This is a genomic window from Aurantiacibacter sp. D1-12 (assembly GCF_028858515.1).
GTDB lineage: Bacteria > Pseudomonadota > Alphaproteobacteria > Sphingomonadales > Sphingomonadaceae > Alteraurantiacibacter.
Genome location: NZ_JAPJZJ010000002.1, coordinates 511,273 through 527,926 on the forward strand (window position 1 = coordinate 511,273; position 16,654 = coordinate 527,926).

Annotated in this window: 21 protein-coding genes; 11 read left to right on the plus strand and 10 right to left on the minus strand. The window is 61.5% G+C overall.

Annotation, left to right across the window (positions count from 1 at the left end):
* The gene (locus tag OOZ52_RS06620; RefSeq protein WP_274697711.1) at positions 1 to 1,545 is read right to left on the minus strand and encodes a helicase HerA-like domain-containing protein; all 1,545 of its coding nucleotides are present in this window, start codon (positions 1,543 to 1,545) and stop codon (positions 1 to 3) included.
* Between the two features lie 55 nt (positions 1,546 to 1,600).
* On the opposite strand from OOZ52_RS06620, the gene pabB reads away from it, so the two are divergent.
* From pabB to OOZ52_RS06660, 8 genes are all read left to right on the plus strand, one after another.
* Positions 1,601 to 3,400, plus strand: coding sequence for an aminodeoxychorismate synthase component I (gene pabB, locus OOZ52_RS06625; RefSeq protein ID WP_274697712.1), 1,800 nt, complete (start codon positions 1,601 to 1,603; stop codon positions 3,398 to 3,400).
* Positions 3,397 to 4,053 (plus strand): RluA family pseudouridine synthase, encoded by a 657-nt coding sequence (locus tag OOZ52_RS06630; RefSeq protein ID WP_274697713.1) that lies wholly within the window; start codon positions 3,397 to 3,399, stop codon positions 4,051 to 4,053. The genes pabB and OOZ52_RS06630 overlap by 4 nt, the downstream gene beginning before the upstream one ends.
* Complete coding sequence (gene arfB, locus OOZ52_RS06635; protein WP_274697714.1) at positions 4,053 to 4,457, plus strand: alternative ribosome rescue aminoacyl-tRNA hydrolase ArfB; 405 nt, start codon at positions 4,053 to 4,055, stop codon at positions 4,455 to 4,457. The genes OOZ52_RS06630 and arfB overlap by 1 nt, the downstream gene beginning before the upstream one ends.
* Positions 4,458 to 4,600: 143 nt before the next feature.
* Entirely contained in the window at positions 4,601 to 4,768 is a 168-nt protein-coding gene (gene rpmG, locus OOZ52_RS06640; RefSeq protein ID WP_131451429.1) for a 50S ribosomal protein L33, read from the plus strand.
* 99 nt (positions 4,769 to 4,867) lie between these two features.
* The gene (locus OOZ52_RS06645; RefSeq protein WP_274697715.1) at positions 4,868 to 5,536 is read left to right on the plus strand and encodes a LolA family protein; all 669 of its coding nucleotides are present in this window, start codon (positions 4,868 to 4,870) and stop codon (positions 5,534 to 5,536) included.
* 244 nt (positions 5,537 to 5,780) lie between these two features.
* Positions 5,781 to 6,569, plus strand: a complete 789-nt coding sequence (locus OOZ52_RS06650; RefSeq protein WP_274697716.1) for an exodeoxyribonuclease III — start codon at positions 5,781 to 5,783, stop codon at positions 6,567 to 6,569.
* Positions 6,566 to 7,636, plus strand: a complete 1,071-nt coding sequence (ribA, locus tag OOZ52_RS06655) for a GTP cyclohydrolase II (RefSeq protein WP_274697717.1) — start codon at positions 6,566 to 6,568, stop codon at positions 7,634 to 7,636. Before OOZ52_RS06650 ends, ribA begins: the two co-directional genes overlap by 4 nt.
* Positions 7,633 to 8,130 (plus strand): GNAT family N-acetyltransferase, encoded by a 498-nt coding sequence (locus OOZ52_RS06660; protein WP_274697718.1) that lies wholly within the window; start codon positions 7,633 to 7,635, stop codon positions 8,128 to 8,130. Before ribA ends, OOZ52_RS06660 begins: the two co-directional genes overlap by 4 nt.
* Here the strand turns inward: OOZ52_RS06660 and asd are convergent.
* The 6 genes from asd to recQ form a co-directional block, all read right to left on the minus strand.
* Complete coding sequence (gene asd, locus OOZ52_RS06665) at positions 8,127 to 8,969, minus strand: archaetidylserine decarboxylase (protein ID WP_274697719.1); 843 nt, start codon at positions 8,967 to 8,969, stop codon at positions 8,127 to 8,129. The two genes, OOZ52_RS06660 and asd, sit on opposite strands and share 4 nt — an antisense overlap.
* A gap of 45 nt (positions 8,970 to 9,014) precedes the next feature.
* The gene (locus OOZ52_RS06670; RefSeq protein ID WP_274697720.1) at positions 9,015 to 10,001 is read right to left on the minus strand and encodes a right-handed parallel beta-helix repeat-containing protein; all 987 of its coding nucleotides are present in this window, start codon (positions 9,999 to 10,001) and stop codon (positions 9,015 to 9,017) included.
* A gap of 53 nt (positions 10,002 to 10,054) precedes the next feature.
* Positions 10,055 to 10,303, minus strand: a complete 249-nt coding sequence (locus OOZ52_RS06675) for a hypothetical protein (RefSeq protein ID WP_274697721.1) — start codon at positions 10,301 to 10,303, stop codon at positions 10,055 to 10,057.
* 2 nt (positions 10,304 to 10,305) lie between these two features.
* Positions 10,306 to 10,506, minus strand: coding sequence for a toxin-antitoxin system HicB family antitoxin (locus OOZ52_RS06680; protein ID WP_274697722.1), 201 nt, complete (start codon positions 10,504 to 10,506; stop codon positions 10,306 to 10,308).
* A gap of 30 nt (positions 10,507 to 10,536) precedes the next feature.
* Entirely contained in the window at positions 10,537 to 11,448 is a 912-nt protein-coding gene (locus OOZ52_RS06685; protein ID WP_274697723.1) for an SPFH domain-containing protein, read from the minus strand.
* Positions 11,449 to 11,527: 79 nt separating this feature from the next.
* A complete protein-coding gene (gene recQ / locus OOZ52_RS06690; RefSeq protein ID WP_274697724.1) occupies positions 11,528 to 13,324 on the minus strand; it encodes a DNA helicase RecQ in 1,797 nt (598 codons plus the stop codon).
* A gap of 123 nt (positions 13,325 to 13,447) precedes the next feature.
* Between recQ and OOZ52_RS06695 the strand changes: the two genes are divergently transcribed.
* The 3 genes from OOZ52_RS06695 (at position 13,448) to phhA (ending at position 14,965) form a co-directional block, all read left to right on the plus strand.
* A complete protein-coding gene (locus tag OOZ52_RS06695) occupies positions 13,448 to 13,747 on the plus strand; it encodes a hypothetical protein (RefSeq protein WP_274697725.1) in 300 nt (99 codons plus the stop codon).
* A gap of 6 nt (positions 13,748 to 13,753) precedes the next feature.
* The gene (locus tag OOZ52_RS06700) at positions 13,754 to 13,957 is read left to right on the plus strand and encodes a hypothetical protein (RefSeq protein WP_274697726.1); all 204 of its coding nucleotides are present in this window, start codon (positions 13,754 to 13,756) and stop codon (positions 13,955 to 13,957) included.
* A 69-nt stretch (positions 13,958 to 14,026) separates the two neighbouring features.
* Complete coding sequence (phhA, locus tag OOZ52_RS06705; protein ID WP_446698119.1) at positions 14,027 to 14,965, plus strand: phenylalanine 4-monooxygenase; 939 nt, start codon at positions 14,027 to 14,029, stop codon at positions 14,963 to 14,965.
* A gap of 83 nt (positions 14,966 to 15,048) precedes the next feature.
* On the opposite strand, the gene OOZ52_RS06710 is transcribed toward phhA, so the two are convergent.
* The 3 genes from OOZ52_RS06710 to OOZ52_RS06720 form a co-directional block, all read right to left on the minus strand.
* Complete coding sequence (locus OOZ52_RS06710; RefSeq protein ID WP_274697728.1) at positions 15,049 to 15,294, minus strand: hypothetical protein; 246 nt, start codon at positions 15,292 to 15,294, stop codon at positions 15,049 to 15,051.
* Positions 15,295 to 15,349: 55 nt separating this feature from the next.
* On the minus strand, positions 15,350 to 15,622 hold the full coding sequence (locus OOZ52_RS06715; RefSeq protein ID WP_274697729.1) for a GlsB/YeaQ/YmgE family stress response membrane protein: 273 nt from the start codon (positions 15,620 to 15,622) through the stop codon (positions 15,350 to 15,352).
* A 113-nt stretch (positions 15,623 to 15,735) separates the two neighbouring features.
* Positions 15,736 to 16,581 (minus strand): undecaprenyl-diphosphate phosphatase, encoded by an 846-nt coding sequence (locus OOZ52_RS06720; protein ID WP_274697730.1) that lies wholly within the window; start codon positions 16,579 to 16,581, stop codon positions 15,736 to 15,738.
* Positions 16,582 to 16,654: the final 73 nt, after the last annotated feature.

The following is a 16,654-nucleotide window of genomic DNA, read 5'->3' on the forward strand; positions in this document are numbered from 1 at the left end:
TCAACGCATCAACCCACCAACGATATTGCGGACAAAGGCGTTCAAGCCGGTGCGCAGCGGATCGGCGCGCGATTTGCGACCGAGTGCGGTGGCGACGGCAATCGAGGTGAGTGAACCTGCAGCGGCACGGGCAGCGCTCTTGCCCGCCTTTTCCCACATGCTGGGTGTCTTGCGTTCACGCTTGCGGACTTCCTCCTCGCCCTTCTCCTCGACCTCTTTTGCGGTTTCGGCAGCATCCTGCGCCTTCTGGGCGAGCACTTCCTCGGCGCTTTCACGGTCGACGCGCTCGTCATACTTGCCCTCATGCGGGCTGACCGACTGGATGATCGCGCGTTCCTTCGCGGTCACGGGTCCAAGGCGCGAGCGCGGTGGCTTGATCAGCGTGCGTTGGACAATGGTGGGCGCGCCCTCGTCATCGAGCGTGGAGACCAACGCTTCACCCACGCGCAGTTCGGTAATCGCAGCTTCGACGTCGAGATCAGGATTAATCCGGAAGGTCTCCGCCGCTGCCTTGATCGCGCGCTGATCCTTCTTGGTGAAGGCACGCAGGGCGTGCTGCACGCGGTTGCCGAGCTGGCCGGCGACCTCTTCGGGAATGTCGACAGGGTTCTGCGTCACGAAGAACACGCCGACACCTTTCGAGCGGATCAAGCGGACGACACGCTCGATTGTTTCCTGCAGAGCCTTGGGCGCATCGTCGAACAGCAGGTGTGCCTCGTCAAAGAAGAATACGAGCGTCGGCTTTTCAGGGTCACCAACCTCGGGCAGGCTTTCGAACAGTTCGGCGAGCAGCCAGAGCAGGAAGGTGGCGTAGAGCTTGGGACTCTGCATCAGCTTGTCGGCAGCAAGCACATTGATCATGCCGCGACCGTTCTCGTCAGTGGCAAGAAAATCGTTGATCTCGAGTGCAGGCTCGCCAAAGAAGTGGTCCGCGCCCTGGCTTTCAAAACTCAGCAGCTGGCGCTGGATCGCGCCAACCGACTGCTTTGACACATTGCCGTATTCGCCCGACAGTTCTTTCGCATTGTCATAGGCCCAGGCGAGCATCGTGCGCAGGTCATCGAAATCGAGCAGCAGCGTGGGCTTGCCATCAGTCGCCAGCCCCTCGTCCGCCGCGCGGAATACGATCTGCAAAACCCCTTCCTGCGTATCGTTGAGATCGAGCAGGCGCGACAGCAGAAGCGGCCCCATTTCGGAAACCGTGGTGCGGATCGGATGGCCCTGCTCGCCATAGAGATCCCAGAACACCACCGGATTATCCGAATAGGCATAGTCATCCATGCCCAGTTCCTTGGCCCGGCCTTCCAGCTTGTCGGCATGCTTGAACTTGGGCGAACCCGGTATGGCGACGCCAGAAAGATCACCCTTCACATCGGCCACGAACACCGGAACGCCATTTGCCGAGAAGCTTTCCGCCATGCCCTGCAACGTGACCGTCTTGCCCGTGCCGGTCGCGCCCGCGATCAGTCCGTGGCGGTTTGCCCGGCCCAGATCCAGCGCCTGCCGATTGCCGTCCAGATCGTTACCGAGAAAAATGTCAGCCATTGGGGCCCCTATTCGATTGTTGCCGTAAGTTGACACTGACCCTAGAGCGGGAGCGATGGATGGCAAGTCCCCCTTTGTTTTGCTGGATGATGCGCGCGCCACGGGTGCGAGCGATGCGCAACTGTATTCCGCGCCGGAGCAGGTGTTTGTCACGAATGATCCCGCACAAGTCTCCAACACGCTGGAAGCTGCGGACGCGGCACGTGTAAAATCGGGCAAACATCTGGCGGGCTACATCGCATACGAAGCGGGGCTCGCGCTTGAGAGCAAGCTGGAGCCACTGGCAGCGCAGCGCAGCGGAGGGAGCGGGCCGCTGGTGTGGCTTGGCCTGTTCGACGACCTCGAGACGATCCCCGCCGCCGATATGCCCGGCTGGCTGGCTGCCCGCGCCAATGACGAGAGCGCAAGCATCGGTCCGCTCGATCCGCAGGTCTCTCCCGGCGGTTACCTCGCCGCGTTCGAGCGCTTGCAGGACGCGATCCGCGCAGGCGACATGTATCAGGTCAACCTCACCTTCCCGCTCGCCGGCCCTGCGCGCGGTGATCCGCTGTCGATATACGCCAAGATCCGCCCTACCGCCGCAGCCGGTTACGGCGGGCTGGTGTTCGACGGATCGCACTATCTGCTCAGCTTCAGCCCTGAACTGTTCTTCTCGCTGAAAGGGCAAGAGGCCAAGGTCAAACCGATGAAGGGCACCCGTCCGCGCGCCGCCGATGCATCGGAGGATGCAGCCATGCGCGAAGAACTGGCGGAATCGGTCAAAGACAAGGCCGAAAACCTGATGATTGTCGATCTTATGCGCAATGACCTGTCGCGCGTGTCCGAAGCGGGCGGCGTTCGCGTTGAGGACGCCTTTGCGGTCGAGACCTATCCCACCGTGCACCAGATGGTTTCTACCGTCCGATCGACACTCTCCGATGGCAAGGGCGCAGTTGATATGCTGCATGCTCTGTTCCCGTGCGGCTCGATCACCGGCGCACCGAAGATCCGCGCAATGGAGCTGATCGACGAGGTCGAGCGTGACGCGCGCGGGCCCTACTGCGGCTCCATCGGCAGAATCGATGCTTCAGGCGATGCCGCCTTCAACGTCGCGATCCGCACTATCCGCCTGACCCCGGGCGAGAACGCCAAGCACAAGGCGGTGTTGGGCGTGGGCGGCGCGATTGTTGCCGATAGTGATGCGATGGGCGAGTGGCGTGAATGCCTGATCAAGGGCGCCTTCGTGCGCGGCCCGGCAGGCGGTCACGATTTGATCGAGACCATGCGGTTCGATCCGCGTGAAGGCATGCCGCTTCTCGAATTCCACCTCGAACGGATGAAAGCGAGTGCGGCGGAGCTGGGCTTTTCCTTCGACCGGCACGAAACGCGTAACCGCATCCAGGCGCTGTGTTTCGAGCTGGAAGAAGCGGCCAAGGTGCGGCTTGTTATCGCACGTTCTGGCGCTGTGTCGCTTGAAACGCATGCCATGCCAACGCCGATGGATAGCGCGGTGAGATGCGTTGCTCTGCCCCACCCCACAGTGCCGCACGATTGGCGCCTCAGCCACAAATCGACCGACCGCAGCTTTTACGAGGCAGCGCTCGCCTGTGCGAAGGATGCGGGGGCGTCTGAAGCCCTACTGGTCCGCGCCGATGGCAAGCTGACCGAGGGCTGCTGGACCAACCTCTTTGTCGAGCGCGAGGACGGCATTCTGCTTACCCCGCCCGCTTCGCTCGGCCTGCTCCCAGGCGTCCTGCGCCGATCGCTTATCGAACAGGGCAAGGCGCACGAGGCGGAATTGACGCTGAACGATCTTGAAGGTGGCTTCCTTGTCGGCAATGCCCTGCGCGGATTGATGAAAGCCACCCTTGTATGACCCAAATTCCGATCATTTTCGAAGATGGCGAAGCTCTCGTCATTGACAAACCTGCCAGTCTGCCGATCGAGCAACCGCGCAAGGGCGGCGCGAGTCTTGAAGACCATATGGAGCAGCTCAAGCTCGGCTTTCAGCGCGCACCGCAAGCGGTGCACCGGCTCGATACCGACACCTCGGGCTGCCTGCTGCTCGCGCGCAATCCCAAGGCGCTGAAGCGCTTCAACGCGGCGTTTCAGGAGAAGCTCGTCCAGAAGACCTATCTCGGCATTGTTGCGGGTCCGGTCGAAGACGATGAAGGCACCATCGATCTCGCGCTCTCCAAGATCAGCAGCAAGGAACGCGGCTGGCGGATGATCGTGGCCAAGGCGGGCAAGCCATCGATCACCCACTGGACCAAGCGCAAGGAGCTAGACGGCGGGCTGACGCTGGTCGAATTTCGCCCAGAAACAGGCCGCACGCACCAGATCCGCGTCCATGCAGAACACGCTTTCAGTCGCAGCCTGCTCGGTGACCCGGTCTATGGCAACAAGGATGCCCGCGCACCGCGCACCATGCTGCATGCAAGCGCGATTATCGTGCCGCGCGAAAATAAGCCCGAGATCACCGCAAGCGCGCCCCTACCTGCCGACTTCGTGAAGCTGGGCGCGGAGTAATGGGCACTATCCTCGACAGGGCAAACGCCATCGCCGAGGAGAGCTTTATCGCCGCATCAGGTCCGGGTGGGCAGAACGTCAATAAGGTGGCAACCGCAGTCCAGCTGCGGGTGAATATCTACGACCTTGGCCTTGCCCCGCGTATTTTCCATCGACTGAAAGATCTTGCGGGCAGTCGGCTCAACGCTGCTGGCGAGATCGTGATCGATGCGCGCAATCACCGCACGCAGGAAGCCAATCGCCGCGAAGCGCGTGAACGGCTCGGCGACTTGATCGAGCAGGCCCTTAAGGAGCCCAAGAAGCGCGCGAAGACGCGGGTGAATCGGGTGGGCAAGACAAAACGCCTCGCTGGCAAGAAAGCCCACGGCCAGAAGAAGGCATTGCGCGGGAAGATTGATCTCTGAAGTTGGGAGGCACTTGCCCCCTTCCACGCTTGACTTTTACCCGATTCTCTCTCATTGGGCGCGCCGGAACGGCGGTGCCGCGTGCGCCGCCCTTATTTTTTCGCGCGTAACCCGCGCTCACAGACACTTTTGGAAGCAAGACAATGGCGAAGCCCGCAACCATCAAGATCCGCTTGAACTCGACCGCGGACACCGGCCACTTCTATGTGACCAAGAAGAACCCGCGTAACCACACCGAGAAGTTCACCTTCCGCAAGTACGACCCCGTTGCGAAGAAGCACGTCGAGTACAAGGAAGGCAAAATCAAGTAAGCAGCCGTGCCGCAAGGCCGCTCTGTCGCTTGATTTATGAACGCCGGGAACAAGCCGGGTTCAGTGACAGTTCAACGCTGCAACACTAAGGATTGCAGCATGAACGCATTGACACGAATCATCACCAAGCCGCTTGCCGCCACCCTGATGGGGGCCGCAGCCCTTGCCGTCCCTGCCGCACTGGCAGTGCCGGTTACTTCCGCCGTTGCCCAGCCGCAGGCGAGCGATCTTGATCGCGCCACGCGCGCGCTGCGGGCAATCAGCACCATGCGCGCCGATTTTACGCAGACGGACCGTGCCGGTAACACCGTTGCCGGCGAGCTGACGCTGCGCAATCCGGGCCGCATCCGGTTCGAATACGAATCGAGTGTCAACATGCTGGTCGTGTCTGACGGCAACTCGCTGACACTGGTCGACTACGATGTGCAGCAGGTGGAACGCTGGCCGATCAGCAACTCGCCTCTTGGCGCCCTGCTCGATCCCGACCGCGATATGACGCGCTATGGCACGGTGCAGCCGACCAATACGGACAATGTCATCAGTGTGGCCGTGCGCGATCCCAATCGCCCCGAATTCGGCATCATGACGCTGATTTTCGTGGAAGATGCGAGTGCGCCGGGCGGGCTGGAACTGGCCAGCTGGGTTGCGCTCGACTCGCAGAACAACCGCACCACGGTTCGCCTGCGGAATCACCGTTACGGCATGTCTGTGCCCGACAGCACGTTCCGCTACCGCGATCCGCGCCGCTCGACCCGTCGCCCGGGGTAATCACCTCGGGGGTCAGCGGTTGTAAAAATGCGACAGAATGCCGCTGAAATTCATTGGCGAGACAGATTCGACACACTAATTTACAAAAACAAAGCGCGGGCTGAGGCGGGTTTCCCCCCTGTTGCCCCAACCTCTTAACAGGTTCGCGTTTTGCGAAGCGTGACGAACGCTCAATAGGAACCCTCACCGCAATGCCCCCGCGGTGGGGGTTTTTATTTATTTCAAGCGGGACTAGGGCTGCCTGATGATCTCTATCGCCACCTGGAACATCAATTCCGTCCGCTTGCGCATGCCGATCGTCGAGCGCGTCCTCCAAGAGGAAGCACCAGACATTTTGTGCCTGCAGGAAATCAAGTGCCAGGAGCACCAGTTCCCCTACAAGGCGTTCGAGGAGTTGGGTTACAGCCACTTCGCAGTGCACGGGCAGAAGGGCTATCACGGTGTCGCTACGGTCAGCCGGGTGCCCATCAAGGAATTCTCCCGCCATGACTGGCAGGATAACGGCGAAGCACGGCATGTTGGTGTGGAACTGCCCGATCATGACGGGCTGATCCTCGAAAACGTCTATATCCCGGCAGGCGGTGACAAACCGGACCGCGAGATCAATCCGAAGTTCGGGCAAAAGCTCGACTTCTTCGAGCGGATGACGCGCTGGTCGGAGGCGATTGATCGCCCCACGCTGCTGGTCGGCGATTTCAACGTCGCCCCGCTCGAATGCGATGTTTACGACCACAAGGCATTGCTGAAAGTCGTGAGCCACACACCGATCGAGGTCGAAACGCTGGGCAAGATGCAGGCAGCGCACGACTGGGTGGATCTTGGCCGCAAGCACATCCCTGCGCCGCAGCGCAATTATTCATGGTGGTCCTACCGCACCTACTGGCAGGGCAAGGATCGTGGGCGCCGGCTCGATCATATGTGGGCGAGCCCCGATCTGGCCGCGCAAAGCCGCAGTCACCGCCTGGCGGAGCATACGCGCGACTGGGAAAAGCCGAGCGACCACATCCCGCTGATCACCGAGTTCGATCTGTGAGTTCGGCCGCTGCACCCTCTGCGGAGCGGCAAGTCGATGCGGCGCTCGCAGCGCTGCGCAAGGGACGCCAAATTGTCCTCTCCAATGGCGAGCTGTCGGTAGCGTTCCTTTCCGCCGAGCTGGCCGATGACGCTGCCATCGCCAGCTTTCTGGGCGACACCGCACCGCGCGTGCTGCTGAGCACCGAACGCGCCGCAAGGCTGGGGCTGGTCGATCCGGCGGATACGGGCGCAAGCTTCGTCGTCGAGCTCGACAGCATCACGATTGATGAGGCGCTCGCGCTCGCCAACCCGCTGGTCGATCAATACACGCCGGTAAAGCCCGCCCGCCAGCGCACGCCCACGGTCCCCCAGATCGCCGATGCGGCCATTCGCCTGGCCAAGATGGCAGAAGTCTTGCCCGCGCTGATCTACCGCTATGCCCGCGAGGATGAAGCGGTCGACCTGCCGGTGGAATTGCTCGAAACCTACTCCCCCGAGCGCGGCCTTGCCCTGTCAGTCAGCACCAATCTGCCGGTGCACGAAGACGAGAAGGCCAAGGCCTTTATCTTCCGCGAGGCTTTGAGTGACCGCAACCATCTCGCGCTGTGGTTAGGCAAGGAGAAGGGTGACGCGACGCCGCTTGTCCGGCTGCATTCCGAATGCTTGACGGGTGATGCGCTGAGCTCGCTCAAATGCGATTGCGGCCCGCAGCTAACCGCTGCGAAGCAGGCAATTGCTGCTGATGGCGGTTATCTTGTCTACCTGCGGCAAGAGGGGCGCGGTATCGGCCTCGTCAACAAGATGCGCGCCTATTCGATGCAAGCCCGAGGGCTCGATACGGTCGATGCCAATCTGCATGTCGGTTTTGGCGATGATGAGCGCGATTACCGGATCGCGGCTGAAATGCTGCGCCAGCTGGGCGTGAGCGAAGTTCGGCTGCTCACCAACAATCCTGAGAAGATCCGCGCACTGGAGGCCGAAGGTATTGCTGTGGTCGAGCGCATTCCGCTTGAGCTGCCGAGCAATCCGCACAATGCCAAGTATCTCGCCACCAAGCGCGACAAGGCAGGACACATGCTCAAATGAGCTGGATCATTCGCGAAGAGCGGGCGGGCGATGAAGCCGCGATTGACGCCCTTACCCGCCGTTCCTTCACCGGCCACCCCTATTCCGACGGTGACGAACAGGACGTTATCGCGCGACTGCGTGCAGATGGCGATCTGCTGTTGTCACTTGTGGCAGAGCGCAATGGCGAGCTGATCGGGCAGGCCACCTATTCGCGCGCGATATTGTCCAATGGAGAGCAGGACTGGATGGTCATCGGCCCGATTGCAGTCGATCCGTCGTGTCAGGGCGAAGGGATAGGGCGCGCGCTGATGGAGGCTGGCGAAACGGCCCTGAAAGCACAGGGCGCCAAAGGTGTCACCGCGCTCGGTGATCCGCAGCTCTACAGCCGCTTCGGCTATCTGCAGCACACGGCGATGACTCTCGACGGCGAGCTGGGTGAATACCTGCAAGTGAAGAGCTTCGGTGCACAGATTCCCGCAGCGACACTGACCTACGCGCCCGCTTTCGGTTAAAGCCAGCGGCCCAGCGCTTGGCCCATGCGCACGGGGCTTCCGGCGGAGAGACCCGCGTCCCATTCAACCTTGCCCGGTTCGAACAGCAGGATTGCCGTCGAGCCCAGGAAGAAGCGGCCCATTTCGTCTCCTGCAGCGAAGCTGTGGTCGCCTGCATCGAAGGTGCGGTGACGAGCCCTGCGCTGGTGCGCCTTCTCTCGCCCACCCCAGACCGTGGCGATCCCGGCCACGATCATCGCGCCGACCATGACGTTGGCGAAATTGCCGTGCGGCCCGTCGAAGAAGCAGGCGAGGCGTTCGTTGCGCGCAAAAAGGTCATCGACATTCTCCGCCGTCGTCTGATTCACCGAAAACAGGTCGCCCGGCACGTAGATCGTGCCCTGAAGCGTCCCTGCGGCGGGCATGTGGACGCGGTGATAATCTTTCGGGCTCAGATAGATTGTGGCGAAAGTGCCGCCCTCGAACCGCCCGGCAATCTGCGGGTCGCCGCCGAGCAATTGCGTGGCGGTAAACTCGCGCCCCTTGGCCTGGAACACCTTACCATCGGTAATCTCACCGATCTGGCTCACCGCTCCGTCTGCCGGAGACAGCACATGCGTGTCCGCATCCGCTAACGGGCGTGCACCGTCCTTCAGCTCGCGGGTGAAGAAGTCATTGAAGTTCGCATAGGCCTCCACCGGCCGTGCAGCTTCGGCCATGTCGACATCGTAGGCGTCGATAAAGCGCCGGATCAGGCGGTCCTTGAGCCAAGGCTTCTGGGACGCGGCGAACTTTCCGGCGAGGCGAGAAATGGCGTGCTGGGGTGCAGCATGCTGGAGAGCGATAAACGGTTTCGACATATGCCCGTTCAATAGACCGGGGCGGGCATGGGTTCCAAGCGAAGCTTAGCGCACCTCGTAACGCGAGAGACCACGGCCCAGCGCGTTGTCACCGATACCGCCCATGTCGCCCGACCAGTCGGCCACGAACACCGTGGTGCGGTTCACACCCGGAGCCAGCCGCGCATCGTTGCCGACCACAACCAGCCCTGCGCTGGAGCGTGAGCGACCCTCGGCCGCGACAGCGATAAAGGCGGAGTAGTTTTCCTTGTCGAGGCCCTGCACGAACCAGTTGTTGCTGATCTGGCCCGTGGCACCGCCCGGAAGATCGATCATGTAGTTGGTTCCGCGCCCTGCGGCATCGTCAAAGCTGCACGAAGCCACATCGACACGGCCTGCGCGCGATTTGACATAGTGGCCTCCGCGCCCCTCTTCGAAGCGCGAGTTGGTGATGCGAACATGGGCAAGATCGCCTGTGTAGATCGAGTGCGCACAGCCGCCTGCGCCTTCGCAAGTGCCAAGGCGGGTAAAGGTGGAGCGATCGACAACCAGCTGCGACGAGCCATCGCTGGCGGTCAGAATGCCTTGCTGGCTATCGCGAAACCAGCTCTGAGCAACTGTCAGGTTGCCCGTTTCCAGCCGGATGCCCGAACCGTTGTAATCGGGCACGCGCATGTTCTGGAAAATGAGGCCGGAGACCTCTGCGCTCTGGCCACGCAGCACGAGAGCGGCTTTACCCTCGCACGTCACGCCGTCGAAAATGGCGCTGCCCGGCGTGCTGGCGAAGTATGAGATATTGCCCGCGGTCTGCACCGCGCATTGTTCGTGTCGGCCCGGCGCAATCGCGATAGTGCCGGTCCCGCTGCCAATCGCGTTCACCGCATCCTGCAAGCGGGTAAAGCCCTGCCCCGTCTCGACCACGGTGTACGGCGAGGCACGGTCCTGTGCGAACAGCGTCGCGGTTGGAATAGCAGCGATGGCAAGCGCAGCGACACCCAATGCAAGCTTGGACGTGAGACGCGAAACGGGCGGACGGCTGGCGGCGTAAGTCATGCCCGCAGGCGTAGCGGAAAACGGTTAACGGGCAGCTAAGCACGGCTGCTGCATCAGAGCCTTTGGCGCCAGCCGCCTTTGGTGTGCCGTTTGGCCAGCCAGAGAAATGGAATGGTGATTCCGGTGAGGGCAAGGGCGAACACAATCCATCCCATTGCTTCGACATAGAGGCCAATCAATGTCGCGACAGCGATGTAGAGCAGGAGCAGAACCCACCCTTGCCACGCGCAGGGCAAGCCCGATCCGTAGCCGTACTTCTTCGGGTGAAACCACGGCTCGTCACTCAAAATGCGGTGCAGCATGGTCACTCTCCTTTAGGCGGTCGCCCGCGTCTCGGCCTAGCGCTAATCGGGACATCGATCCCGCGCTTTTTCAGCGCTTCACGAATCAGCACCTCAAGCTCTGCATTAACCGAACGCAGTTCCTTCGCGGCAAGGCGCTCCACCGCATCGTGGAGCGCCGGATCGAGCCGCAGGGCAAATGCTTTCTTTGTCGCCTTGGTCATCATGAACCTCCGCGCGAAGCCATTCGCACTTTACTGGTAGAGCGAGCCGGTGTTGACGATGGGCTGCGTCTCGCGATCACCGCACAGGACGACCATCAGGTTGGAGACCATCGCTGCACGGCGCTCGTCATCGAGCTCGACAATTTGGTCCTTAGCCAGCTTTTCGAGCGCGTCTTCGACCATACCGACCGCGCCGAGCACCACCTTTTTGCGCGCCGCGATAACCGCATCAGCCTGCTGGCGACGGAGCATCGCACCGGCAATTTCGCTTGCATAGGCAAGGTGGGTGAGGCCCGCTTCGTCCACGACGATACCAGCCACCGCCAGCCGTTCGTTCAGCTCCTCGCGCAGTTCGGAGTTCACCACTTCAGGGCTGCCGCGCAGCGTCGTTTCGCCTTCCTCGAAATCGTCATAGGGGTGGCGTGCGCCAACCGTGCGAAGACCCGCTTCGATCTGGATGTTCACGAACTCCTTGAAGTCATCGACATCGAATACAGCCTGCGCGGTGTCTTTCACCCGCCAGACAACGTTACAGGCGACATCGATCGGATTACCGCGCTTGTCGTTGATCTTCACGCGTTCCGAATGAACGTTGTGCGCGCGCACCGAGATTTTCTTGCGGCCCATCCATGGCAATACCCATCGAAGACCCTCGGTCCGATCGGTGCCGCGATACTCGCCGAACAGCGTGATTACCGCGCCCTGGTTGGGCTGGATCATGTAGAATCCGCACCAGGTGAAGAGCGCAAGTATGAAAGTGACCGCGCCGCTGAGCAACCAAGGCTCCCCCGAACCGCCTGTTTCCTCCGCCACAATCGCGGATGCCACGCACCAAATGATAGCCGCCGTTAGCGCCAGGGCGAGTGCAAGCATGAGATAGCCATTGTGCCCGCTTGCGGGAGATTCCCGGCTGGCGGTCATGGCGGAACTATTGTCTGTCATATCCTTCTCCGTAATATAATTATGATATCATATTTATATCATCGGGCCGGATTTTCAAGGAGAATCGGTTCGGCAGAGGTCAGTTTTCGCGGATCGCCCTCAGAAACGCCTCGCCATAGGCTGCTAGTTTCTTCTCGCCGACGCCCGAGATTGTGCCCATTTCGGCAAGCGAAGCGGGGCGGTCTGCAGCCATGCTGCGCAGGACTGCATCGTGAAACACGACATAGGGCGGCACCTGCGCCTCTGCTGCCAGATCGCGGCGCAGTGCCCGTAGCGCATCGAACAGCGGATCGCCGACAGGATTGGGCGTCTGGTCCTTGCGCCGCTTGCGGCCCGATGGGCGTTCGGGAGGACGCGTCATCATCAGCTCAGCTTCACCGGTGAGGAGCGCGCGCGCATCGCCCGCAAGCTTCAACCCACCATGTTCGTTCTGCACCAGGCTGCCGCGCACCTGCAGGGCGCGGGCGACGGCCTGCAACAGCCGTGCATCCTCACCTTCGACAATGCCGTAAACCGAAAGCTGATCATGACCGCGCTGGACCACGCGATCATCGGCAGCGCCCGTCAGCACCTTCTGCACATGGCCGAAGCCATAACTTTGCCCGGTGCGATAGACAGCGGAGAGCAACTTGCGCCCCAGCTCTGTCACATCGATCTGCTGCGGCGGTTCGAGGCAATTGTCGCAATTCCCGCAGGTCTCTGGCGGGTCCTCGCCGAAGTGCCGCAATAGCACCGCCCGGCGGCATCCGGCGGTTTCCACGAGGCCAGCCAGCGCATCGAGCCGTGCACGTTCGCCGCGCTGACGCTCCTCGCCCACTTCGCCCAGCCGCGCCCGTGCCTGCGCAAAATCGCCCGGACCCCACAGGGTGATCGCCAGCGCCGGATCGCCATCGCGGCCCGCGCGCCCGGTTTCCTGATAATAGGCCTCTATCGATTTCGGAATTCCGGCATGCGCGACAAAGCGAACATCGGGTTTGTCGATCCCCATGCCGAAAGCGATGGTGGCGACCATCACCATATCCTCGCTGGCAACGAAGGCCGCCTGGTTGGCCGCGCGCTCCTCCGGCGGAAGGCCTGCGTGGTAGGGGAGCACCGGACGGCCCGACGCTGCCGCCAGTTGCTCTGCCAGCGCCTCCACCTTGCGGCGTGTTGGCGCGTAAATGATGCCCGGCCCTGGCTCGTCTGCCAGCAGGCGCGCGAGCTGCTTGGGCAGCGAATCGCGGTGATTGAAGGCGTAACGGATATTGGGCCTGTCGAAGCCCGCAATGATCAGCCCGTCCTCCGCAATCCCAAGCTGGGTGAGGATATCGCTGCGCGTATGGGCGTCTGCAGTCGCGGTCAGCGCCAGCCGAGGAACCTGCGGGAATGTGTCCATCAGCGGGCGAAGCTGGCGATAGTCAGGGCGGAAATCATGCCCCCATTCAGACACGCAATGCGCCTCGTCCACCGCGAACAGGCTAAGCTTCGCGCGCGAGAGCAGATCGCGAAAGCCCGGCTGGCTAGCACGCTCGGGCGCGACGTAGAGCAAATCGAGCTCCCCCGCCTCAAACGCGTCCAACGTCTCGCGCCAGTCAGCATCGACGCTGGTGAGCGTCGCCGCGCGGATGCCATTGGCGCGCGCACTGCGCAGCTGGTCATGCATCAGTGCGATCAGCGGAGAGATTACCACGCAGGTGCCGTCCAGCATGGTCGCAGGCAATTGATAGGTTAGCGACTTGCCCGCCCCCGTAGGCATCACCGCCAGCGTGGATTGCCCCGCAAGCACGCGCCCGATCACATCGCTCTGCACGCCGCGAAAGTCGGTAAAGCCGAACAGGCGGCGCAGTTCTTCGGCTGCATGGTCAAGTGTCATGGCGGGGGCGGGAGCGGTGTCCATTGCCATTCGTCTCTGACAGATCACGCCCTGTGCGACCACTGTCGCAAAACGGCTTTCCACGCGGGCGATCGCTGGGCTAAGCAGGTTGTTCTGTTTCAAACCACCACAAGAGGGGTTCTTGTTATGAAGAAGCTTGCAATTATCGCCACCGGCGCGGCCTTCGCGCTCGCCGCCTGCGGTTCCTCCACCGATGCATCCGAAGATGCCGTGGCAGACACCGTGGAAGTCCCCGCTGACGATGCAATGGAAGACGCGCCAGAGCCTGTCGCCGATGAAGCGATGGAAGACGAAATGAGCGAGGAAGATGCCGCTGCCGAAATGGAAGCGCGCGAAGCCGACGCCGAAGAAGCTGCCGACGATGCCATGAGCGTTGTCGAAGCAGCCGAGGCTGCTCAGGCCGAAATGGAAGAGGCCGCCGAGTAATTGGCCATGATGCGCCGCGCCTTGCCGCTTTTCGCGCTGGGCGCGGTGCTTTCCTCCTGCTCCGACAGCAGGGGTGACCGCGGACCCGATCCTGCCACCGCCGATGAAGCGCGCGCGCTGTCACAGGCGGCAGAGATGCTCGAAGAGCGACCACGCGAGGATGCGCCGCAAGCGGCTCCGTCCGATGAAGGGAGCGACCCAGCGGATTAGGGGTTATCTGGTATCACACGAAACTGGATTGCGCCGGACTTCTGTGGTAGATCGCGCGGTATGAATTCTATGACAGATACGCCTGCAGCAACGCAGGATTTTTCCAAGCTACCGGAAATCTCGGCGGACGTGTTTACCGCGCCGCTCCAGCGCCCTGCCCACGTGGGTGAAGACTGGATCGAGCCGGAGCAAACACAATATACCTCTGAAGACGACCAGATCTGGAACGACCTGTTTTCGCGTCAGATGGAAGTGCTCCCCGGCCGCGCTTGCAGCGCCATGATGCGGGGCATGGAAAAGCTCGACCTTGGCAAGGGCGGCGTTCCCGATTTTGACCGGCTGAGCGAGGAGCTGGGCGCGCTGACGGGCTGGAGCGTCATTCCTGTGCCGATGCTGATCCCCGATCACGTGTTCTTCTGGCACCTTGCCAATCGCCGCTTCCCGGCGGGCAATTTCATCCGCACCCGCGAAACGTTCGACTACATCCAGGAACCCGACGTGTTCCACGATGTGTTCGGCCACGTACCCCTGCTGACCGACCCGGTGTTTGCCGATTACATGCAGGAATACGGCCGCGCCGGGTGGAAGGCGATGCGGTACAACAAGTTGAAGGCGCTGGGTTCACTCTATTGGTACACGGTCGAATTCGGCCTGATCATGGAGCAGGGCGAGCCACGCATTTACGGCGCGGGTATCCTGTCCGGTCCGCAGGAAGCGGTATTTGCGCTGGAAGGCCAGTCCCCCAACCGTATCATGCTGAATGTCGATCGCGTGATGCGTACCGACTACGTGATCAGCGACCTGCAGCCGACCTATTTCGTGATCGAGAGTTTTGACGATCTCTATCGCCAAACGGTGGAGCGCGATTTTGACCGGCTCTATCGCAATCTCGACCCGAGCTTCACCTATGCCAATTCGGCGGTGATCGACGTCGACAATGTCGTGCATCGCGGCACCCAAGAATACTTCCTGCGTGGTGGCCGTGGGAGCAGCGCCGCACCTGTGTAAAGCGCAACTGGAAGACCAACGAAAAAGGCCGGCACCCGCGAAGGTAACCGGCCTTTGCTTTGGCTTGCATGACAGGCCCGAGACTACATCTCTTCACCGCCTTCGCTTTCGGTATCTCCGGACTCTTCGGCCATTGCTTCGCCATCATCGGCGGCTTCATCGACCATGGCTTCGGCTTCTTCGTCGCTCATGACGACGGCTTCTTCCGCAGCGCCGGCGGTATCCTCGACTTCCTCTGCCATGTCGTCGGCTTCTTCTGCGGCGTTACCACAGGCAGCCAGGCCGAGGCTGAGAGCGGCGGCCGATGCGAAAGCAACAATCTTCTTCATAAGGGCATCCTCTGTCCGGTTTGCGCTGCCTTTCTGGCTCGCGCCCGGCGTGGGACTAACCCGATTTGCGCACCTGTAAAAGGACCACGGCAGAGATAGCCACGAGTGCACCCAAAACAGAGACGAGCAGCGCGGAAACATCGTACGGCCCGCCCGCCATACTACCCGTGCCGAGCAGCGGGCTCACGACCAATCCTGCCAGAAGCGCACCGGCAACGCCGCTTGCGATAGGCATATGTACACTGCGCGATAATTCCTGCGCACGGGACGCGACGGCTGCCAGCCAGCCCAGGGCTGCTCCGGCAACAATCATGAATACGATACCCACGGTTAAACGCGCCTCTTGGTGCGTTGGAACTCACCCAAGAAACAGTGCGCTAAGCGCTTTGTTCCGACGCGGTGCGGAGTTTACGACGAGTTGTTTTTGCGGTCCGGCGTTGATCAGAACAGCATCAGTAGGGCGGCGCCCATCACCACGCGATAGATCACGAAGACAAGCATGCTCGCCTTCTTCAGGAAGTTCATCAGGAAGGCCATCGTCAGGAAGGCCGCGATGAAAGTCAGCACGCCGGCGATCAGGGCTTCGAACGCCAGATCTCCGCCTGCCTCGAAGATTTCCGGCACGATCAGGACGCCCGCCCCCGCCACGGCAGGGATCGACAACAAAAAGGAGAAGCGCGCGGATTCAAAGCGGTTGTATCCGAGCGCTCGCGCAGCTGTCATCGTGACACCCGAACGGCTTGTGCCCGGAATAATCGCCAGCGCCTGCGCGATGCCGACAATCAGACCATCGCGCCAGGTCATGTCTTCAAACTTCTTCACTTCGCGCCCGAAATGGTCGGCAATGCCGAGAAGGATTCCGTAGAAGATCAGGTTGAAGGCGATAAGATCGGTAAAGCGGATCGAGCTCATCAGATCATCATCGACAATCTCGATGCCGAACAGGCTGGTGGCGATACCGTTGAACAGGCCCAGCTTGATCGACAGGCCGAACGCAACCGCAGGGATAGTGCCCAGCACGATCCACCAGAACAGCTTCTTCGCCTCGGGCGCTTCACCCAGCCCAACACTGGCAAAACCGCCACGCGCGAGCATGGCCACGTCCTTGAAGAAATAGACCATGATCGCAAGCAGCGATCCGACATGGACGGCCACATCGATCAGCGGCCCCTGATCGGGAAAGTCGGTCAGGTAGGGAATCAGGATCAGGTGCCCTGACGATGAGATCGGCAGGAATTCCGTAATGCCCTGGACGATGGCGATCAGCAGCAGCTGGAGAAAAGTCATACGCCAAGCTCAATGGCGGCTCGCCGCGCCAAGTCAAGCGAATGGGGATGTCCGGATATGAAAAGCCCGCCCC